Source organism: Bacillus sp. FSL R9-9492, from assembly GCF_038007365.1.
Lineage (GTDB): Bacteria > Bacillota > Bacilli > Bacillales > Bacillaceae_G > Bacillus_A > Bacillus_A mycoides.
On sequence record NZ_JBBOXC010000001.1, the window covers coordinates 2,315,507 to 2,334,640 of the forward strand.

Here is a 19,134-nt window from a genome sequence, read left to right on the forward strand (position 1 = left end):
CATGCGAATGGTGTAGACTGTTTTAATTTGTAAGTATAACGGTTTCTAATTTTGGATCCTCAGTTGAATAACCAACTATTGAAATTGTGTAAATTGTATTTGGTTCAACGTTGAATTTTGGAATGGTTAATAGTACTTTTTTTGTATCAGCAAGTGAAACTTCAATATCTGCTGTACCAGGGCTAACTTGTAAAAAATCTGTTATTTGCTTAAAGAGTACATTTTCAAATAAATGATCCCCATCTTTTAAATTTACATTTACAACTGGAGTGTCTGGTGAAAAATGTGCAAATCGTATTTTTGCTTGACCAGATGGTAAATGAGTATTATCAAGAATGGGTTGTAATTGGAGATGATTATCGCTATTGACCGCTGCAAGGGTATAAGTGTGATTCCCCATTATTGGTACTAATGCTGAAAATATTGGAGTTTCGTTTCCGACAGGGACAATATCAATACGGTATTTACCTTGCACTAATGATAAATACGGACTGAATTGTTTAAAAGAAATATTTTTAATAACCTTTTGTCCGTTTATTATAATATCAACTGCTGGTGTATGGGGAGCTGTGTGGAAGATTCTCATATGTGACGGTAAAGTCGCTTCTTGTGAATCTCTCTTTTCATATGCTTGTACAAGTTTTGTAATTGCATCATAGTATTTCATATAGAGTTCTACATATCTTTTAGGATTGCTATATTGATAGTAACGAGCGAGCTGTTCGTAACGTGCAGCTTCTTGGCCGTATTTTTCAATTTCGGATTGAGTCATGAACATTCCTCCTTTATCATCATTACAAATATATGCGAAGCTAGAAAGAGGTTATGCAAAAAACTTGCCTTTCTAGAAGGAAAAGTTTAAATGGGGATTTTTTTATTTATAGGCAAACACACATACAAATCGATAATTGTCCTACATAAATTATAAAGGAAAGGTAGTTTGACTTTGATGGAAGGAGTGGAACCATTGGGATGGGGATATCCCCATAGTTATTGGGAATGAAGTTATGGAGGATTTGGTGCTATAGGCTGTGGGACGAATTATGGATTTGTATTATGAGTATTTCTATTAATTTTAGTGATGCGTTGGATAAGGTAATACCGATAAAAGAGCGTCGTGCCGAACTGATTAATGTGGTTAATCGGTTCTTTTTTTATTGTTCTAAACAGGTGGTACTATTTGTTAAGAAATAGTTATGATAAATGAGGCGAAGTAAAATGTCGAATTTTGTTTGAAAATATGCAATATAAAGTAGGATAATAGGAAGGAGAATAACGGGAGTTTCGTCGAAGTTTACACAATGTCAGCAATTGAGGAAAGTTGATATTATATTAAAAAAATATTCAATTTGCTGTTATCTTAAATCAGGAAGGGGTATTTAAGCGTACAGGTAAGGTTGGTCTTCATTTTTAGTTCTGAATTTTCTGTTTTTAAAATAATATTTAGCAGTCATTTGTATATTTTATAATAGTTTTTTGATAAATTCACTGCTTTTGCAGAGGATTCTTTTTTATGAAAGAAACGTCAATTTTCTTCATATACATATACAAATTGGAGAAATGGGGGAGCGCTATGCGCGATTACTTAATTAAACCACTTGTTGGTCAGCCGTATCCGATGATTTCACATGGAAAAGGTGTGTATTTGTATGATCAAAACGGAAATAAATATTTTGATGGTTCGTCTGGAGCGATTACGGCAGGTATTGGACATGGCGTAGCAGAGATAGCAGAAGTTATAAAAAAACAGGCAGAGGAGATCGCTTTCGTTTATAGATCACAGTTTACGAGTGAACCAGCTGAAAAATTAGCGAAGAAGTTAAGTGATTTATGTGTAGGAGATTTGAACTGGAGCTTTTTTGTGAATAGTGGTACGGAAGCAAATGAAACAGCTATGAAAATCGCAATTCAGCATTTTCAGGAGCGTGGCATTCAAGGGAAACATAAAATTTTGTCACGGTGGATGAGCTATCACGGGATTACAATGGGAGCTTTATCTATGTCTGGGCATCCACTGCGCAGACAACGTTTCGTTTCTATTTTGGAAGATTATCCGACTATTCCAGCTCCATACTGTTTTAGATGTCCTGTACAAAAGGTATATCCAACATGTCAACTTTCTTGTGCGACTGAACTAGAAAGAGCGATTGATCGAATTGGTGCAGAACATATTGCAGCTTTTATTGCTGAACCGATTATCGGAGCTGCTGGAGGAGCGGTTGTCCCACCGAAAGAATACTATAAAGTAATTAAAGATATTTGTAGTCATTACGATATATTATTTATTGCGGATGAAGTAATGACTGGACTTGGTCGTACTGGTGCATGGTTTGCGATGGAGCACTGGGGTGTAGAACCGGATATTATGACCCTTGGTAAGGGGCTAGGAGCAGGTTATACACCAATGGCAGCAACAGTTGTAAGTGACCGTGTTATGGAGCCAATTTTACGTGGATCACGTTCTGTAATGAGCGGGCATACGCTTAGTGCAAATCCATTGTCTGCAGCAACGGCTTTAGCTGTTATTGAATATATGGAGAAACATAATTTACCTGAAAAAACAGCAGAAAAGGGAGAGTATTTATTAAAAGGTTTGCAGAAAGTTCAGCAACAATCGACAATCATTGCCGATGTGCGTGGAAAAGGATTGCTAATTGGAATAGAATTGCAACCGTTTACAAAAGCGTCGGAGCTTATTTCAGTTGCTGCTAAAAATGGACTGCTCTTATACCAAGCTGTTTCAGGGCAAGCAGGAAAAGAGGATAGTGCACTGCTTGTTGCACCACCAATGACAACTACATATTCCGAGTTAGATGAATTACTTTCAATTTTTGTAAAGAGCGTGGAAGAGATGATGCAAAAAGGAGGGCATAGTATCGCATGACAACTATTACAAATACATTCGGTAAATTAAAAGAAATAGAGGAAGTAATTTCTTTGTTCCATGATGATATGACATTAATGTTTGGGGGATTTGGAGGAATCGGATCCCCTCCATCTTTAATTCAAGCTGTTTTAGATAAAGGCATTACAAATTTAAATTTAATAGGAAATGATACTGGATTTCCTGATGTAGGAATGGGTCGTCTTGTTACGAATGAAAGGGTTAAATCTTTAGTTACTTCTCATATTGGGTCAAATCCAAATACGGGAAGACAATTAAATGAAGGAAGATTGCAAATTGAATTCTCTCCGCAAGGAACACTCGCAGAGCGTATTCGCGCTGGTGGTGTAGGGCTTGGTGGTATTTTAGTTGACGTTGGTGTTGATACGATTGTAGAAGAAGGAAAGCGTACAGTTGAAATGAATGGAAAGACATATTTAGTTGAAACAGCTTTAACGGCTGAAGTCGCAATTGTATATGCGAAAAAAGCGGATCCGTTTGGCAATCTTGTATTTGATAAAAGTGCTCGTAATATGAATCCACACGTAGCTATGGCTGGTGACATAACGATTGTAGAAGCAGAAGAAATTGTTCCACTTGGAAGTTTAGATCCAGAAGAAATTGTCGTCCCAGGTGTATTTGTAAATTATATCGTGCCATCGGAAGGAGTGAATTGGAAATGGGTATGGGCGTAGAAGTAAGAGATAAGATTGCAAGACGTGCAGCGAAAGAAATTCAGAATGGTATGCTTGTAAATTTAGGTATTGGAATTCCATCGCTTGTACCGAATCATTTGCCAGAAGATATGAATGTTATGTTTCATGCGGAAAACGGTATTGTTGGTATGGGACCAACGCCAAGTAAAGGGAATGAAGATGAGAATTTATGTAACGCAGCTGGTTTACCAACATCTCTTATTACAGGAGCAAGTTATTTTGATAGTTGCATGGCGTTTGGCATGATTCGAAAAGGATTACTTGATGTTACGATACTTGGTTCGTTACAAGTAAGTGAAAATGGTGATTTAGCGAACTGGATTGTACCAGGAAAACGCGTTCCAGGTATTGGAGGAGCGATGGATTTAGCGCAAAAAGCGAAGCGGGTCGTTGTTGTGATGAATCATGTTGATAAATACGGAAATGCAAAGATTGTTTCGGAATGTACATTGCCATTAACTTCGAAAAAATGTGTAGATTTAATTATTACAGACATGGCTGTCATGGAAGTGACCCAAAGAGGACTTGTCTTACAAGAATTAATGAGTCCATATACTGTAGAAGATGTAAAACGACATACGACAGCTGATTTTCATATAAGCTCAAATTTACTAGTAATTGAATGAGGGGAGTTGTAATATATGGAGCAATTAAAAAAACAAGTTTGTGATTATATTGAGGGTCATGAAGAAGAGAGTGTAAAATTTTTAACACGATTAATTCAAGAAAAGAGCGTATCTGGTGATGAAAGTGGTGCGCAAGCAATTGTTATTGAAAAGTTGCGTGAGTTAGGTCTAGATCTTGATATTTGGGAGCCTGCTTTTAATGAAATGAAAGATCACCCTTATTTCGTATCACCTCGTACAAGTTTTACAGATAGCCCGAATATTGTAGCGACTTTAAAAGGAAGTGGCGAAGGGAAATCTATGATTTTAAACGGGCATATTGATGTCGTGCCAGAAGGGGATGTAAATCAGTGGGACCATCATCCATATAGTGGAGAGAAAATAGGAAACCGCATATATGGACGTGGAACAACAGATATGAAAGGCGGCAATGTTTCACTTATGCTTGCGATGGAAGCGATTATTAAATCTGGTATTGAACTAAAAGGTGATATACATTTTCAAAGTGTAATAGAAGAAGAGAGCGGTGGGGCAGGAACATTAGCTGCTATTTTACGAGGATATAAGGCAGATGGCGTTATTATTCCTGAGCCGACGAATATGAAGTTTTTTCCGAAACAACAAGGATCAATGTGGTTTCGTCTACATATAAAAGGAAAAGCAGCACACGGTGGTACACGTTATGAAGGAGTAAGTGCAATTGAAAAAAGTATGTTTGTTGTAGAGCATTTGAGAAAATTAGAAGAGAAGAGAAATGGTCGAATTACAGATCCGTTATTTAAGGGGATTCCGATTCCAATTCCAATTAACGTTGGGAAAATTGAAGGGGGAAGCTGGCCAAGTTCTGTTCCCGATTCATTAATTTTAGAAGGAAGATGTGGTATTGCGCCGAATGAGACTATAGAGGCAGCAAAAGAAGAGTTTGAGGGCTGGATTGGTGAATTAAAAGATGTGGATAGTTGGTTTGTAAAAAATCCTGTAGAAGTAGAATGGTTTGGGGCTAGATGGGTTCCTGGTGAACTAGAAGAAAATCATCCACTTATTACAACGCTTCAACATAACTTTGTTGAAATCGAAGGGAACGAGCCGATTATAGAAGCTTCGCCATGGGGAACAGATGGAGGTTTGTTCACACAAATAGCTAACGTACCCACGATAGTATTTGGTCCAGGAGAGACGAAAGTAGCACACTATCCAAACGAATATATAGAAGTTGATAAAATGATTGCTGCCGCAAAAATAATTGCATGTACATTACTAGATTGGTGTGAGGTGAAAAAATGAAATACTATGAATCTTTTAGTGAACAGACAAAGCATTATACAGTAGAAGGGGTTTTAGATTATTTTAATAAACGTATTAGAGTTGATCACTATACAGGAAATGTTGAAAGCATCATACAAACAATCGATGAATTAGCAAAGAAACATTCTTTCACTAAATGTATTATTAAAGGAAAGGGAGAGCATGTTTCAACATGGCTCTCTTTCGGTTTCTTACTGGAAGCAACGATACCTCATTATTTTCAAGGGCACGATGCGCACTTCTTCGTGAAATATCATAATGATGAAAGACGAAATAGTATTCATTGGACTGAGGAAGATACTATTTTAAGTGGTGTAAAAGAAAAAGAAGTGAAAGAAAAAATAGTCCCAGAGGAATTTGTGTTAAGAAAAGCGACAGAAGAGGATGCGGAAGAATTAGCAATTGTCTTTGGAAAAGTATTTGAAGTTTATCCGACACCTTTAAATGATGGGAATTATGTAAAGCAGACGATGAAGGAAGACGATACAATTTACTATGTTTATGAATTCGAGGGGAAAATTATTAGTACAGCATCTGCTGAAATGAACGTGAAAGAAGGTAATGCAGAATTAACGAATTGTGCTACATTACCTGAATATCGAAAACATGGTTTCATGAAAAGTCTGTTAATTAAATTGGAGGAAGAGCTCCAAGAAAAATCTATTTTTTGTTCTTATACAATTGCTCGCTCGCTATCTTTCGGTATGAATGCAGCCTTTCATCAATTAGGCTATACATATACGGGAAGGCTTGCGAATAATTGCTACATTTTTGATAAGTTGGAAGATATGAATATATGGGTGAAAGATTTATCAAGCTATTCGAAAGCAGTAAGACTCCCGCCTCAAAATTCGGCTGTAAAGCAAAGAAGTTAAGTGGGAGTCGGGTTAATAATAAAGCCCCACTGATTAAAGTTTCACTTAACCATAAATAAGCAATAAAAATATATATACATTTCATCAAAATAATAGAACGGAATCGTCATGCTTATAATCGCACAGAGGGTGCCGGAAATTCGGCGTTGAATTTGCTGGATTTTCGGCAAAAGGGGGGATGACATTGCTAGCAGTTTCGACACAGGAAGTCATTGAAGCGATTTTGGGCAGTATAGATGAGGCCATACATGCAGTAGATGAAAATGGGATTACAATATTTTATAATACAGTTGCTGCAAAACATGATGGATCTAAAATTGAAAATGTGCTAGGAAAGCATTTATTAGAAGCATTCCCGTCATTATCCAGAGAAACAAGTACGTTGATGAAAGTATTAGATACAAAAAAACCAATCGTACACCAAGTTCAACATTACCAAAATTTAAATGGGGAAGACGTTTGTACGGTCAATACAACGTTACCTATTTTAATAGATGGAAATATTGCTGGTGCTGTAGAAATTGCGAAAGATTATTCTACTATTCAAAAGCTTACTGATACGATTGTAGATCTACAATCGAAAATAAAACGATCGACTAGCAAAAAAACGGTGAAAAAGCATGTTGCATTCGAGACAATTGTAACTGATGATTCCCGCTTTAAACAGACGAAAGAGTTAGCACAAAAAGTAGCGCCAACCGATGCGAATGTTTTAATATATGGTGAAACCGGAACGGGGAAAGAGCTATTTGTGCAAGCGATTCATGAAGCTTCTAAACGAAAAAACAAGCCGTTTATTGCACAAAACTGTGCAGCTTTGCCAGAGTCGCTATTAGAAAGTTTGCTGTTTGGCACGACAAAAGGTAGTTATACAGGGGCAATCGAACGAGCAGGATTATTTGAACTTGTAGATGGAGGGACATTATTTTTAGATGAACTGAATTCAATGCCGCTTGATTTACAAGCAAAAATGCTACGTGTATTAGAAGATGGAGTTATTCGTCGCATTGGTGATAATAAGACGAGAAAAGTAGATGTTCGCGTTATTACTGCAATGAATCAGCCTCCAGAAGTATGTTTAAGAGAAAATAAAATTCGCACTGATTTATACTATCGATTAAATGTGTTTTCATTATATATCCCGCCGCTTCGCGAAAGAACTGAGGATGTACTGTTATTAGCGTCTTACTTTTTGAAAGAATATAATAAAAGTTATAAAAAAGGTGTACTTCAAATTGATAAGGAAGCGAAAGAAAGATTACAAGCTTATCAATGGCCTGGAAATGTTCGTGAGTTAAAGCATACGATTGAACATGCTGTCATTATTACAGAAGGGAATTCGTTAACAGCAAATTGCTTGCCACGAACATTTCGGAAAGAGAAACTTCCGAAGAAGAAAAGTATATTACCGCTTAGGGAAGCTCTTCATCAAATGGAAAAGGAATTAATAGATCAAGCGTTAATTGAAACGGAAGGGAATATTTTGCAAGCAGCAAAAATGTTAGGTATTCCGCGTCAAACGCTTCAATATAAACTGAGCAAGTATGACAAAACCGCCGAATAACCGGCGGTTTTTGTGTGTTTGCACCAATAAAAGAGCGTTTACATATATAACAAGTAATGAATATGATAGTAAATATCGTTTTAGTACAGCACTTAAAAATATTTATTCTCTTATATAATAGGGTATTTCTCGCATTTACTTATCAAGAATATGAAGTTGGCATAATTATTGCTTATATAAAGGATGAGCGTATAAAAAGGGGGAATAGCAATGTTACATGATGTATACAAACCAAATCGTCACTGGAAGGATATTGAATTATGGAAAGATGTTACAGAAGAACAATGGAATGATTGGGTTTGGCAATTAACGAATACGATCAAAACTTTAGATGATTTAAAGAAAGTAATTAACTTAACACCTGACGAAGAAGAAGGCGTTAAAATTTCAACGAAAACGATCCCGTTAAACATTACACCGTACTATGCTTGGCTAATGAATCCTGATGACCCACGCTGTCCGATTCGGATGCAATCAGTACCGATTTCGGAAGAGTTATATAAAACAAAATATGATTTAGAAGATCCTCTTCATGAAGATGAAGATTCACCAGTTCCAGGATTAACTCATCGTTATCCAGACCGTGTACTATTTTTAGTAACGAATCAATGTTCTATGTATTGTCGTTACTGTACACGTCGTCGTTTTAGTGGACAAATTGGAATGGGCGTACCGAAAAAGCAATTAGATGATGCGATTGCTTATATTAGTGAAACACCACAAGTACGTGACGTTTTAATTTCTGGCGGTGATGGACTTCTAATTAATGATAAAATTTTAGAATATGTATTAAAGAATTTACGAGCAATCCCGCATGTTGAGATTATTCGTATCGGAACGAGAGCACCAGTTGTATTCCCACAGCGTATTACAGAAAACCTGTGTAACATAATTAAAAAATACCATCCAGTATGGTTAAATACTCATTTTAACACTTCTATTGAGATTACAGAAGAATCGAAACTAGCATGTGAAATGCTTGCAAATGCAGGTGTTCCAATTGGAAACCAAGCTGTAATTTTAGCTGGAATTAATGACAGCGTTCCAATTATGAAAAAACTTATGCATGATTTAGTGAAAATTCGTGTTCGTCCATATTACATTTATCAATGTGATTTATCAGAAGGTATCGGTCATTTCCGTGCACCAGTTTCGAAAGGTCTTGAAATTATTGAAGGCTTACGTGGACATACGTCTGGTTATGCAGTACCAACTTTCGTTGTCGATGCACCGGGTGGAGGCGGAAAAATTGCGCTTCAGCCAAACTATTTAATTTCACAAAGTGCGGATAAAGTTGTTCTTCGTAACTTTGAAGGGGTTATTACAACGTATCCAGAACCAGAAAACTATATCCCAGGAAGAGCAGAAGGCTACTTTAAAGAAATTTATCCGACTTATGAAGAAAAACGTTCTGATATCGGCGTTGCAGGATTGATGAGTGATAAGAAATTTAATCTTGTTCCAGATGATTTACAACGTATGAATCGCCGCAAAGATTATGAAGTCAATGAAACGCATGCTTCTTTAAAAGATAAACGTGATAAGCGTGATCAATTAAAAGATAAAAAATATCAAGCACAAATAGCAAAGTTAGATGATGACAAAAAAAATGAGGGTGACGTAGTATGAATTGTATGTGGTGTGACAGTACAGAAGCGAAAGAAAGCTTGAATACTGTATATTGGGAATTACCAGATGGTACGAAAGCCATTGAAATCCAAGAGACACCATGTATTACTTGTTCCTCATGTGGAATGGACTATCAAGCAGACCATACTGTAAAAGAAATTGAAGATCAGTTGTTTTTAATTTATACGAAAGATTTGCCAAAACAACTAACATACGAAGAGTTGATGGGAAGACCACGTTTATTAAAAAGGAATTATTTCGACTTTTAACCAGCTTTTATGCTGGTTTTTTTCTTTTTTGCCTTGTATAATGTACCCAAGTTAGAAAGGTAGGGAATATTTTTGAAAAAGACATTTTACCATTATATGATGAAGCACCGTGCAGCTTTATTTAAAAATGAAATATCAGATTTAGCAGAGGCGATGTATGATGATTTAAGTTTTCCGAAGCAATCTGAAGACTATGATGTAATTAGTTCATACTTAGAGTTAAGTGGAATGCTAGAAAGTATGTCTATATTTGATGATGCATGGGATTTATATATACAAGAGAGATAACGATATGAAGTTTTAGGAAAATGAAAGCATAATGAATACATTACTTTGAAAGAAGTGAAGTATTCATTATGCTTTTTTATTTACAATACGTCTTGCTGTTAGAACATAAATAAAAAGTGAAAGCTAGTTTAAATACTAGCTTTTTTAAGTTATATACAAATTCTACTTTTTTATTGAAAAAATTTATGAATATAAGCTTCTGTGATAAGCGTTTTTATGTAGGTTGCATATACTGTTATCAAAATCACGACGTTTAAAAAAGGAGAGATATTGATGGCAAGGAAAAAACAACCTAAATATAACGTAGGGGACATAGTCGTGATTACGCTATATGGAACCGTTGGGAAAGTTACAAATATGAAAGTTTTAGATGGAGTTTACGTATACGAAGTAAATAATCACGATGGATTTTATGTAGAACAAACTTTGCAGCATGTTACAGAGCAAGAAATGAAAAAGGGCGACACAGAGTGGATTGAATTAAATTATAACTTTACGTTTGGTGATCTCGTGCAAGTAACTGGATATGATAAAGATGTTTTTCGTATTGTTGGTTTTCGTACAGAAGTATGGAGATATAAAAATGATGCATGGGAAGATACTATATATGAATTGTCACGAATTACTGATGGTGAATGGTTAGAAGCTGATGAATCAGATTTAACATTACTTGCTAATGCACAAACGGCAAATGCAATTTTGAAGAAAATGAAACAAGATAAAGCTGGTATGAATAAATTAGATTTAGGAAAATTGCAGTCAATTAACAATTCAAAAAAAGTAAGTGTAAAGACGAATCGCCAAGAAATTATTGATGGATTATTAGATATTTATAATGATTATCATTTATTATTCGATACATTTAAAGATGAAGAATATAAAATTGTTATGGATGTTGTTCAAAATTATTTAGTTAAATTGACAGAGAAAAAATAGTTAACTAGAAAGAGAGAATAAATTGAACAACAACATATGCAGTATAAGGTATGCCTACAATTATTAAAAAAATAAAAAGCCATTTAATAAGAGAGTCTGCCCATTGATCTTCATGCATGAACTCTTCTTTTGTTTGCTCTACTTCGTATTGGTATTCCATTATTATTTCCCCCTTTGGATAGCTTGTACTAACATCGTATGCCCTTTACCTACATGATATGACTTATAAAAAAAGAAAAACTATTTTTCTAATCTCATATACATAATTTTGAGATTTTTTCATAAAACAGAAATAAAGGAGTGATGCTCATGAAGGAAATTGAAGTCGTAATTGACACGGAAGAGATTGCGGAGTTTTTTTATGAGCGACTAATTGAAAGAGGGTACGTTCCAAAAAGAGAAGAAATTGAGGACCTGGCAGATATTACATTTGAGTATTTATTAGAGAAATGCATGATTGATGAAGTTTTTGATGAAGAGGAAGATTGAAAGTAACGGCGGGCTTAACTCGTCGTTTTTTACTCTTTACAAACTTGTCACAAATATAGACAAGAATTGTTGGTATAATTAAAAGAAAATTTTATACAAGAGGTGAAGGGATGTTCAAAAAAATTATTGATTCTTTATTAGGAAAGAAAAAACATCGTTCGTATTCAAGTAGTGATTATCGTCATAGAGGGCGCTCTTATTCAAGTAGCGACTATAAACGACGTTCATCTGGTTATGGGCATCAGCATTATAAAAGAAAACGTAAAAGCCGTAGCTTCTTTTCAAGTAGCTGATGAAATGGCGTCGTATACTAGCTTTATTTGATAGACCACTGCGAAAAAATACAATCGTTGCAGAGCGTTATAAGATTGAATCAGTAATTGGAATGGGCAGTTATGGGGTTACATATATCGTTAATGATTTGCAAATAAATAAATATAAAGTCTTAAAACAATTAAGGCAAAGTAAACAAAGATATGAGTCTGGTAGAAAATCATTTGAGCAAGAGAAAGTGATTTTACAAACATTAAATCATGCGTCAATTCCTAACCTACATGATCATTTCATATGGGAGAAAAAGAACTTTTTGGTGATGGAGTATATGCCGGGAAAAAATTTCGAAGATTGTATTTTCTTAGATGGCCAAGTATATGATGAACGTGAAGTTTTTGGGATTTTATATGAAGTACTAGGAATTGTTTCGTATTTTCATAGTAAAGGTATCATTCACCGAGATTTACGTATTCCAAACATATTAATGAAAGAAAATCAGATTAGTATTATTGATTTTGGATTGGCTAAATTGAAAGGTGAGGGTGATGAGCGTGCTATAACTTATGAAGGTGAACAAGCTTTGATGCGAGAAGTTCACTTTCGTAGCGATTTTTATGCGCTCGGTCATTTCGTATTATTTTTATTGTATGCTAGTTATGAATCGACTGAAAAAAAGGAAAAACCTTGGTATGAAGAGTTAGCGCTGGAAGAATATAATCGCGACATGCTAATGCGAATGTTACAAATGAAAGCGCCATACTATGAAAATGTACAAGATTTGAAAAAAGATGTAGCTTACGCTTTAGAAAGGATGGAGACTTCATGTTTCAAAAGTTTTTAGCAAGCGTTGGTATTGGTAGTGCAAAAGTAGATACCGTTCTTGAAAAAGATGAGTATATAGTTGGAGAAGAGATAGTAGGGAAGGTTCATATAACTGGAGGTTCAGTTAGCCAAGAAATTGAAAGCATTTACTTAACGTTGTCGACGTCATATGTAAGAGAAGTGGATGATAAAAAAGTAACTGCATCGTATGATTTAGAGCGAGTTCGTTTAACAGATCCATTTTCTGTAGAGCCAAATGAAAAAGTGGAAATTCCATTTTCGTTTTTAATGCCAATTGAAGCACCACTAACACTTGGAATGAAAACGGTTTGGGTTCATACAGGTCTTGATATTAAACGTAGTATTGATCCAAGTGACCGTGATTATATTCAAGTGTTGCCGAATGCACTATTGAACAGTGTATTAAATAGTGTAAATCAATTAGGTTTTAAAGCGCGTCATATAGAATGCGAAGAATTACCGTATCGATTACGTAAGCAAGTTCCATTCGCGCAAGAATTTGAGTTTATTCCAGTCTCCGGAGAGTATTATGGGAAATTAGATGAATTAGAATTATTAATTTTGCCAAGTGCCCACGACCGATTAGAAATTATTATGGAAGTAGATAGAAAATCACGTGGATTGGCTGGTTTATTCGCAGAAGCGCTTGATCTTGATGAGAAGGTTATTCGCTTTACAGTAACAAACGAAGATATTCCAACGATGCAGCAAAAAATTAACAATAATATTCTTTAATAAACTATGCATAAAAAAGAAATGGAGAGGAAAACTAAAACAACCGCTCCATTTTTTTGCATAGTGAGGTTATGTATGTGAAACGATACCGACATTTATACTTGTTAAGTTGTACACTACTCATTTGTTTTGTCGCACTATCACTTTCGTATCATACCGCTTGTATTGAAAAATTTGATAATGTAGTCGCACACTTTATTCAAAGTTTCCGAAACGAGTATTTGACAACCTATTTTACTTGGGTGTCCTTTATCGGTTCAAAAAGAATATATTTCCCGTTACTCATTATACTTGTAATGTATTTTCTTCTTAGAAAAAAAATATTAAGTGCATTACTTCTAACAATTAATTATTACGGATCACGTTATTTGAACAGTATGCTCAAACTATGGTATGAACGAGCACGACCTGATGTGACGCAGCTTGTTACAGCAACTGGATATAGCTTTCCGAGCGGTCATACGATGAATGCTACTGCTTTTTTAGGATTTATTGCATACGTCACAATTACAGAAGATCGTATTTCATTGCATAAAAAGTTGCTGATTATTTTTATAGCAAGCTTCGTTGTATTATCTATTTCAGTTAGCCGAATTTATCTTGGCGTGCACTATCCATCTGACATATTAGCCGGATGGGCAGCGGGCGGTAGCTGGCTCGTTTTATGTATTATATTTCATCAGGCGTTCATTAAAAAAGAACCTATGTCATAATAGGTTCTTTTTGCATGGGCTCCACATGAATATGAGCATGGTAAATTCCGAATTTTTTTCGAAGCATTTCCTCAATATTGTCAGTAATACAATGGCTTTCGCTAACATCCATTCGAGCATCTACTTCAATTGTAATATCCACATACGTTTGGTTCCCATACATACGAGCACGAATATCTACAATATGTTCTACACCTGAAATATGCCCGATAGCATCAGCATATTCATCCATTTTTTCAGGGTCAATTCCATCTGTTAGCATATGAGAAGCTTCTACAAAAATTTCCCATGCGGTTTTACAAATAATAAGACCGACAATTAAAGCGGCAATAGGGTCTAAAATAGGCATTTTGAACTGTGATCCGACTATACCTATTACTGTACCAATACTTACGAGTGCATCTGATAAATTATCTTTTGCAGCGGCTTCTAACGACTTACTCTTTGTTTGAATCGCAATCTTTTTCGTATATTTATATACGAAATACATTACGACGGCAGAAAATAAAGCTACCCATGCAGCAAGTACATTAGGTGCTGCTTGTTTCGGATTGAAAAACGATTGAATTGCACTAATAACAACTTCTAATCCGACCGTTGCCATAATAAAGGAAGCAACAAGTGATGCGATTTGTTCTGCACGCGAATGCCCATATGGATGATCTGGGTCACGAGGCTTACGAGAAATTTTCAGGCCAATTAATATTGCTAAAGAAGCACCAATATCCGTTAAGTTATTCAAACCGTCAGCACGTAATGCGCTAGAGAGGGTAATATAACTGATGATGATTTTCATAGAGGATAAAAATATGTAGGCTATAATGCTGACAATAGCACCTTTATCAGCTTCTTTATGAGAAAGAGAATCCATTTTAATCACTCGCCTTTCTACAAGGAATTTCTTTCTATACATAGAGTATCAAACGAAACTCGTGTGGGTCTATACAAACATTGTTGACGTTTTATAGCTTTTTAAGAAGGGGATAACAAAGTTTCGTTAAGGAAAAATATGTTGAAAAGTAAAAAGTGGAAATTTATCCCGCATTAACGGGCAGTAAGACCCCCACCTCAAAATTCAGTTGGAGCAAAGAAGTTAGGTGGGAGATCAACTGCCCGTAAACGCCCGATTGGTTCAACTAATAATCAGTGGGGGATGAACAAAAACCCCACTGATTAAAGTTTCACTTTATTAAACAATTAATGATGATTATGGCAAATGGAAAGAGGGCGAGAATAATGATTCTCAAAATTTTTTTCATATATATTTTTCGCAAAATGACTCTTTGTAATTCCTCATGTGAGTAATATATAAGAAATGATAACAAAATTCTTCAATAAGAAGAGGAGAAAGCATTATAATATTCACTTTCCAGAAAGAGACAAAGGCAAAGAACAATTTGAAAACGAAAAAAACCTCTGATGATTTTTCAGAGGTTTTTCGTTTCTTAGTATGCTTCTAAAAACTCAGTAACTTGCTCTTCCGTTTTCGCATTTGCACTATGTAAGTGACCTAATTTTTCGCCATTTTGATATACAAGTAGGCTTGGAATACCCATTACTTGATACTCTTCAGCAATACTTGGGAACTCATCTTTATTAATAGAATACCATTCAAATTTATTGAACTCTTCCATTACATCTCCGATAAAGTTGTCCATACGCACGCAATCTGGGCACCATGTAGTAAAGAACTTAACAACTACTGGCTCCTCGCTTGCGATGATGTCTTTGAATTCTTGTTCAGATTTGATTTCTTTCATGTTTTGTTTCTCCTTTTTCACTTATAATATTTGGGGTTATTTAGGCGATGTTTTTGCCTAGAAACGAAAACTTCTAACAAAAAATTCGTTTGCAAATTGATCCACCGCAGTTTCCTGAAGTCCTGGTACAACATGTGAATAGGTCTTCAGTGTGATACCTACTCTTTTATGTCCTAATCGTTCACTTACAATCTTTGGATGTATACTTTGTTTTAACATAATTGTTACACGAGTATGTCTCAGATCATGGAACCGAATATCAGGAACCTCACTTTTCTTTATAAGCTTTTTCCAGAGCTGTGTCAAACTTCTGAAATCACATGGGTTACCGTTATACGTTGGGCACACTAAATCGTAGTCATTATAACCTTCACCATATCTCTCTTTTTCCTCTGAGATTTTTTGAAGATGTTCCTGAAGTGCCATTAATGTAATGTCAGGTAAAACAAGCAATCTCTTTCCAGAAGATGTTTTTGGTTCATGGAATTCCTTTGTAATAAGAGAGAGGGATCGATTAACAGATAACGTTCGTCTCTCAAAATCAATATCTTTCCATTGTAGACCTAAGATTTCACCTTTACGCATTCCACATGTAATAGCAAGAAGATACGCGATATAATAACGGTTTTCTTTTGCATGTTCTAAAAAACGAAGATCTTCTTCATCGGTTAAAAAACCAGGGGATTAACGCTGATTTAGTGGAGAGAGCTCATTATATCACTCTTTCGGAGGAGGTGAGTTAGGATGCGGAAATGGTTAAAGAAACTATTTTCGAAAAAACGCCCACCCTGCATTGTTCGTGAGGAACAATGCAGGGTGGGCTAAACTGATAGGATCTGTGAAAATTGTGCCCAAATTATGCATGGAAAAGGTATTGAAAGAGATGAATAGTACTCTTTACATCTTATTCCATATATAACAAAGCTGGTTAGCTTCTGATTCAAGCGCTATTAAATGATCATTATTAATAGAGTTATTCGTATACATTCTGTTCTTTTGGATGTTAAGAACCGTATAATTCACATCGTTATGTTCATTTGAAAATGTCGATTCGTTTAATAATGTCAGCGTTGAGTTGATGTTGTATTTATCAATTCGCTCTTTTTTTCCTTTGAAAAACAGTTTGATAAGATGCGGCTCATCATTAATGAGCAAACCGAGTTCAGGTGATGAGCGGACGATTAAATCATCTGATATCCAATGTGATTTACCTGGATCGAACCAAGAGACGTCTTTGTTTTTAATAAATTTTTTGTACTGTTTTATGACATCAATGTAGTTTTGCTTTTTCTTCTGATCAACCGTTTGCACTAATGTTTCGAAACATTCAAAAGGTAGTTCGTTTTGATGAAATTTAATAACAGTGTCTCGTAATTGTTTCCAGTAATCAAAAGCTGGTTGGTATTCCGGTTGAGATTTTAGATTTTTTACAAAGTTCGTTTTAGCTGCACTACTTTTCAGTGTGAAGTCTAAAAATTGTGTAAGTCCTACTTTAATTTCTGCCATATTACACCCCCTTTTCAAACATTACTAATTCGATAATGGAAAGGAAAATCCTGCATTTTTTAAGGAGGTGAGCTAGATGCTAGAAAACACGATATCCATGCACAATGGCTACGGCAAAGCTGATCCGCAAGAACAAGAGGGAATTATTACAACTTTTATCGATATCGAAAAGTTACAAGATGTCATAAGTCGAGCGGTAGTGATTTTGCAGGAGTATCCAGAAGATGCTGAACTTGATGATTTAAATGGGAGCATTAATGAAGCGTTGGAATTGTTACAAAAGTATTTGGGGAAATAAAAAAGGACGAGCAGTCGTACCTGCTGTCCTTTATAGGAGGAAAATTATTCTGGACTAGAACTACGAATAACCAGAAAACGCGCTTTTAACCAGTGTTGTCAAAGATGTAATAATCTATGCAACATAAAAGCTTAGTCGGAATTCAAAACACCAAAATGGCTTGCGTTGGTAAACAGGCTCAAAAGTAGTATATGCAAAATGAAAAATTCCATACAAAAAGCAGACAACAATTTTGGTTGTCTGCCTGTGAGTTGAATGAGTTAGCTAATTGTGATAAATTGCTTTCCCATTACAAGAAGAGTGAAGCTGCTAGTTCAAACAGCTTGTAGGTAGTATTTTCGATATCTAAAAAAATATACAGAGAAAGCAGATAGGTGAAGAACCTGCCTGCTTACTACTGTAACAAAAGAAAGAAGTACTAGCCGTGGATACGACGGCTTGAAAATAGTATGTATTTTTATTTAAAAAATATTCAAGAGGTGAAGAAACATGGAGTGTTTGATAAATGGTGTCTATGAAATAGATAATGATTTTTTTGGTCCAATAAACTTTGCTAATGTTGTAGCTGTTTCATCCATAATTCAATTGAGTGCAGGGGATTTAGTCGAGATTTTTGCACAAAGTAGCGTAGCTGGAGTTATTAGTAATGTAGAAGATAGTACGCATTTTGAAGCTGCAAGATTCCCGTCTCCAAAAGTATAAGTGGTATGAAACCTTGTAAGTAATTTAATATCAGGACATTCCAAAATTTATACTCATCCTGTACAAGAACGGATAATTTATTTGTAGTGCATGAAGTATTTTAACGGTGTACAAGCTGTTTTGAAAGTGCTGGATAAATGAACTATGTACTGTTAAATAGTGTCTGATGATTGTAAACGAAACAGTCGAAGAAGAGTAGCGGTGTATGCAAAAAGAAATGCATGATGTTTAGGTAAAGAAAGCTTACTAGTTAGGGGATCTTACCGATTTAGTTTATGAAAAAAGGCAAAGAGTAACTCTTACCTTACTCCTTGTCCATAGAATACAAAAAAATTATACGTTTGTACAGGTCAATAATTTACAATAATAATATTTTAATATAATGCTTACAGGTAATTCTAAAGGATGAAAAAGTATTTGTTATAGAGTAAGTGTTGATTTTAAAGTGTTTTAAAGAGAATGTTTACAACTCAACGATAATAAAGGAATATTGAAATAATAAAATATGAAATATTGCATATCTCACTTAACAATATAATCTATTCAATAATAATAAAATCGTACAGAGGAGTTTTTTCTGAAAATCCGAGTTGATGAAACTAGATAATTTGTATTACTGATTTAACCAGAATATTACATGAGTGCTTTGTTTTTAAAAGTTATACTTTCTCTTCGCTCTGCCTTATGGTGGAGCATTTTTATTTTTGTAATCGCAATAACCTG

At 35.1% G+C, this 19,134-nt stretch carries 22 protein-coding genes and 1 pseudogene; 17 read left to right on the plus strand and 6 right to left on the minus strand.

What is annotated here, in order from left to right:
• Window positions 1-22 precede the first annotated feature (22 nt).
• Entirely contained in the window at window positions 23-772 is a 750-nt protein-coding gene (locus tag MKY70_RS11700) for a DUF4397 domain-containing protein (protein WP_002012659.1), read from the minus strand.
• Window positions 773-1,573: 801 nt separating this feature from the next.
• Between MKY70_RS11700 and MKY70_RS11705 the strand changes: the two genes are divergently transcribed.
• The 10 genes from MKY70_RS11705 (at window position 1,574) to MKY70_RS11750 (ending at window position 11,092) form a co-directional block, all read left to right on the plus strand.
• Window positions 1,574-2,884, plus strand: coding sequence for an aspartate aminotransferase family protein (locus MKY70_RS11705; RefSeq protein ID WP_033708325.1), 1,311 nt, complete (start codon window positions 1,574-1,576; stop codon window positions 2,882-2,884).
• Complete coding sequence (gene atoD, locus MKY70_RS11710; RefSeq protein WP_341074511.1) at window positions 2,881-3,579, plus strand: acetate CoA-transferase subunit alpha; 699 nt, start codon at window positions 2,881-2,883, stop codon at window positions 3,577-3,579. Before MKY70_RS11705 ends, atoD begins: the two co-directional genes overlap by 4 nt.
• A complete protein-coding gene (locus MKY70_RS11715) occupies window positions 3,564-4,226 on the plus strand; it encodes a CoA transferase subunit B (protein WP_002127246.1) in 663 nt (220 codons plus the stop codon). Before atoD ends, MKY70_RS11715 begins: the two co-directional genes overlap by 16 nt.
• A gap of 15 nt (window positions 4,227-4,241) precedes the next feature.
• Window positions 4,242-5,510, plus strand: a complete 1,269-nt coding sequence (locus MKY70_RS11720; protein ID WP_088032869.1) for a peptidase — start codon at window positions 4,242-4,244, stop codon at window positions 5,508-5,510.
• The gene (gene ablB, locus MKY70_RS11725; RefSeq protein ID WP_002085802.1) at window positions 5,507-6,406 is read left to right on the plus strand and encodes a putative beta-lysine N-acetyltransferase; all 900 of its coding nucleotides are present in this window, start codon (window positions 5,507-5,509) and stop codon (window positions 6,404-6,406) included. Before MKY70_RS11720 ends, ablB begins: the two co-directional genes overlap by 4 nt.
• A gap of 178 nt (window positions 6,407-6,584) precedes the next feature.
• Window positions 6,585-7,970: an arginine utilization transcriptional regulator RocR gene (rocR, locus tag MKY70_RS11730; RefSeq protein ID WP_002012652.1), complete on the plus strand. Its 1,386-nt coding sequence runs from the start codon at window positions 6,585-6,587 to the stop codon at window positions 7,968-7,970.
• Window positions 7,971-8,180: 210 nt separating this feature from the next.
• Window positions 8,181-9,599: a lysine 2,3-aminomutase gene (gene ablA / locus MKY70_RS11735; RefSeq protein WP_002012651.1), complete on the plus strand. Its 1,419-nt coding sequence runs from the start codon at window positions 8,181-8,183 to the stop codon at window positions 9,597-9,599.
• Window positions 9,596-9,868, plus strand: coding sequence for a YokU family protein (locus tag MKY70_RS11740; protein ID WP_002085797.1), 273 nt, complete (start codon window positions 9,596-9,598; stop codon window positions 9,866-9,868). The genes ablA and MKY70_RS11740 overlap by 4 nt, the downstream gene beginning before the upstream one ends.
• A gap of 72 nt (window positions 9,869-9,940) precedes the next feature.
• Entirely contained in the window at window positions 9,941-10,156 is a 216-nt protein-coding gene (locus MKY70_RS11745) for a YozE family protein (protein ID WP_002085796.1), read from the plus strand.
• 273 nt (window positions 10,157-10,429) lie between these two features.
• Window positions 10,430-11,092, plus strand: coding sequence for a hypothetical protein (locus tag MKY70_RS11750; RefSeq protein ID WP_044441863.1), 663 nt, complete (start codon window positions 10,430-10,432; stop codon window positions 11,090-11,092).
• A gap of 4 nt (window positions 11,093-11,096) precedes the next feature.
• Here the strand turns inward: MKY70_RS11750 and MKY70_RS11755 are convergent, their stop codons facing one another.
• Entirely contained in the window at window positions 11,097-11,252 is a 156-nt protein-coding gene (locus MKY70_RS11755; protein ID WP_002018281.1) for a DUF3930 family protein, read from the minus strand.
• 149 nt (window positions 11,253-11,401) lie between these two features.
• Here MKY70_RS11755 and MKY70_RS11760 point away from each other — a divergent pair, with 149 nt between their 5' ends.
• The 5 genes from MKY70_RS11760 (at window position 11,402) to MKY70_RS11780 (ending at window position 14,145) form a co-directional block, all read left to right on the plus strand.
• A complete protein-coding gene (locus MKY70_RS11760) occupies window positions 11,402-11,581 on the plus strand; it encodes a YozD family protein (RefSeq protein ID WP_002012644.1) in 180 nt (59 codons plus the stop codon).
• Window positions 11,582-11,691: 110 nt separating this feature from the next.
• Entirely contained in the window at window positions 11,692-11,874 is a 183-nt protein-coding gene (locus tag MKY70_RS11765; RefSeq protein ID WP_000473368.1) for a hypothetical protein, read from the plus strand.
• Window positions 11,874-12,695 (plus strand): serine/threonine protein kinase, encoded by an 822-nt coding sequence (locus MKY70_RS11770; protein WP_088032870.1) that lies wholly within the window; start codon window positions 11,874-11,876, stop codon window positions 12,693-12,695. The genes MKY70_RS11765 and MKY70_RS11770 overlap by 1 nt, the downstream gene beginning before the upstream one ends.
• The gene (locus MKY70_RS11775; protein ID WP_088032872.1) at window positions 12,677-13,432 is read left to right on the plus strand and encodes a sporulation protein; all 756 of its coding nucleotides are present in this window, start codon (window positions 12,677-12,679) and stop codon (window positions 13,430-13,432) included. Before MKY70_RS11770 ends, MKY70_RS11775 begins: the two co-directional genes overlap by 19 nt.
• 77 nt (window positions 13,433-13,509) lie before the next feature.
• A complete protein-coding gene (locus tag MKY70_RS11780; RefSeq protein ID WP_140152378.1) occupies window positions 13,510-14,145 on the plus strand; it encodes a phosphatase PAP2 family protein in 636 nt (211 codons plus the stop codon).
• Here MKY70_RS11780 and MKY70_RS11785 read toward each other — a convergent pair.
• The 4 genes from MKY70_RS11785 to MKY70_RS11800 form a co-directional block, all read right to left on the minus strand.
• Window positions 14,135-15,016, minus strand: coding sequence for a cation diffusion facilitator family transporter (locus MKY70_RS11785; RefSeq protein WP_140152379.1), 882 nt, complete (start codon window positions 15,014-15,016; stop codon window positions 14,135-14,137). The genes MKY70_RS11780 and MKY70_RS11785 overlap by 11 nt on opposite strands.
• A gap of 574 nt (window positions 15,017-15,590) precedes the next feature.
• Window positions 15,591-15,905: a thioredoxin family protein gene (locus MKY70_RS11790; RefSeq protein ID WP_000658777.1), complete on the minus strand. Its 315-nt coding sequence runs from the start codon at window positions 15,903-15,905 to the stop codon at window positions 15,591-15,593.
• Between the two features lie 57 nt (window positions 15,906-15,962).
• Window positions 15,963-16,520, minus strand: coding sequence for a site-specific integrase (locus MKY70_RS11795; protein WP_254904972.1), 558 nt, complete (start codon window positions 16,518-16,520; stop codon window positions 15,963-15,965).
• A 282-nt stretch (window positions 16,521-16,802) separates the two neighbouring features.
• The gene (locus MKY70_RS11800) at window positions 16,803-17,411 is read right to left on the minus strand and encodes a hypothetical protein (protein ID WP_002012636.1); all 609 of its coding nucleotides are present in this window, start codon (window positions 17,409-17,411) and stop codon (window positions 16,803-16,805) included.
• 76 nt (window positions 17,412-17,487) lie between these two features.
• On the opposite strand from MKY70_RS11800, the gene MKY70_RS11805 reads away from it, so the two are divergent.
• Both MKY70_RS11805 and MKY70_RS11810 read left to right on the plus strand, forming a co-directional pair.
• Window positions 17,488-17,709, plus strand: a complete 222-nt coding sequence (locus tag MKY70_RS11805; protein WP_002189525.1) for a hypothetical protein — start codon at window positions 17,488-17,490, stop codon at window positions 17,707-17,709.
• A gap of 516 nt (window positions 17,710-18,225) precedes the next feature.
• Window positions 18,226-18,411, plus strand: a pseudogene (locus MKY70_RS11810) (hypothetical protein); the annotation flags it as partial.
• Window positions 18,412-19,134 lie beyond the last annotated feature (723 nt).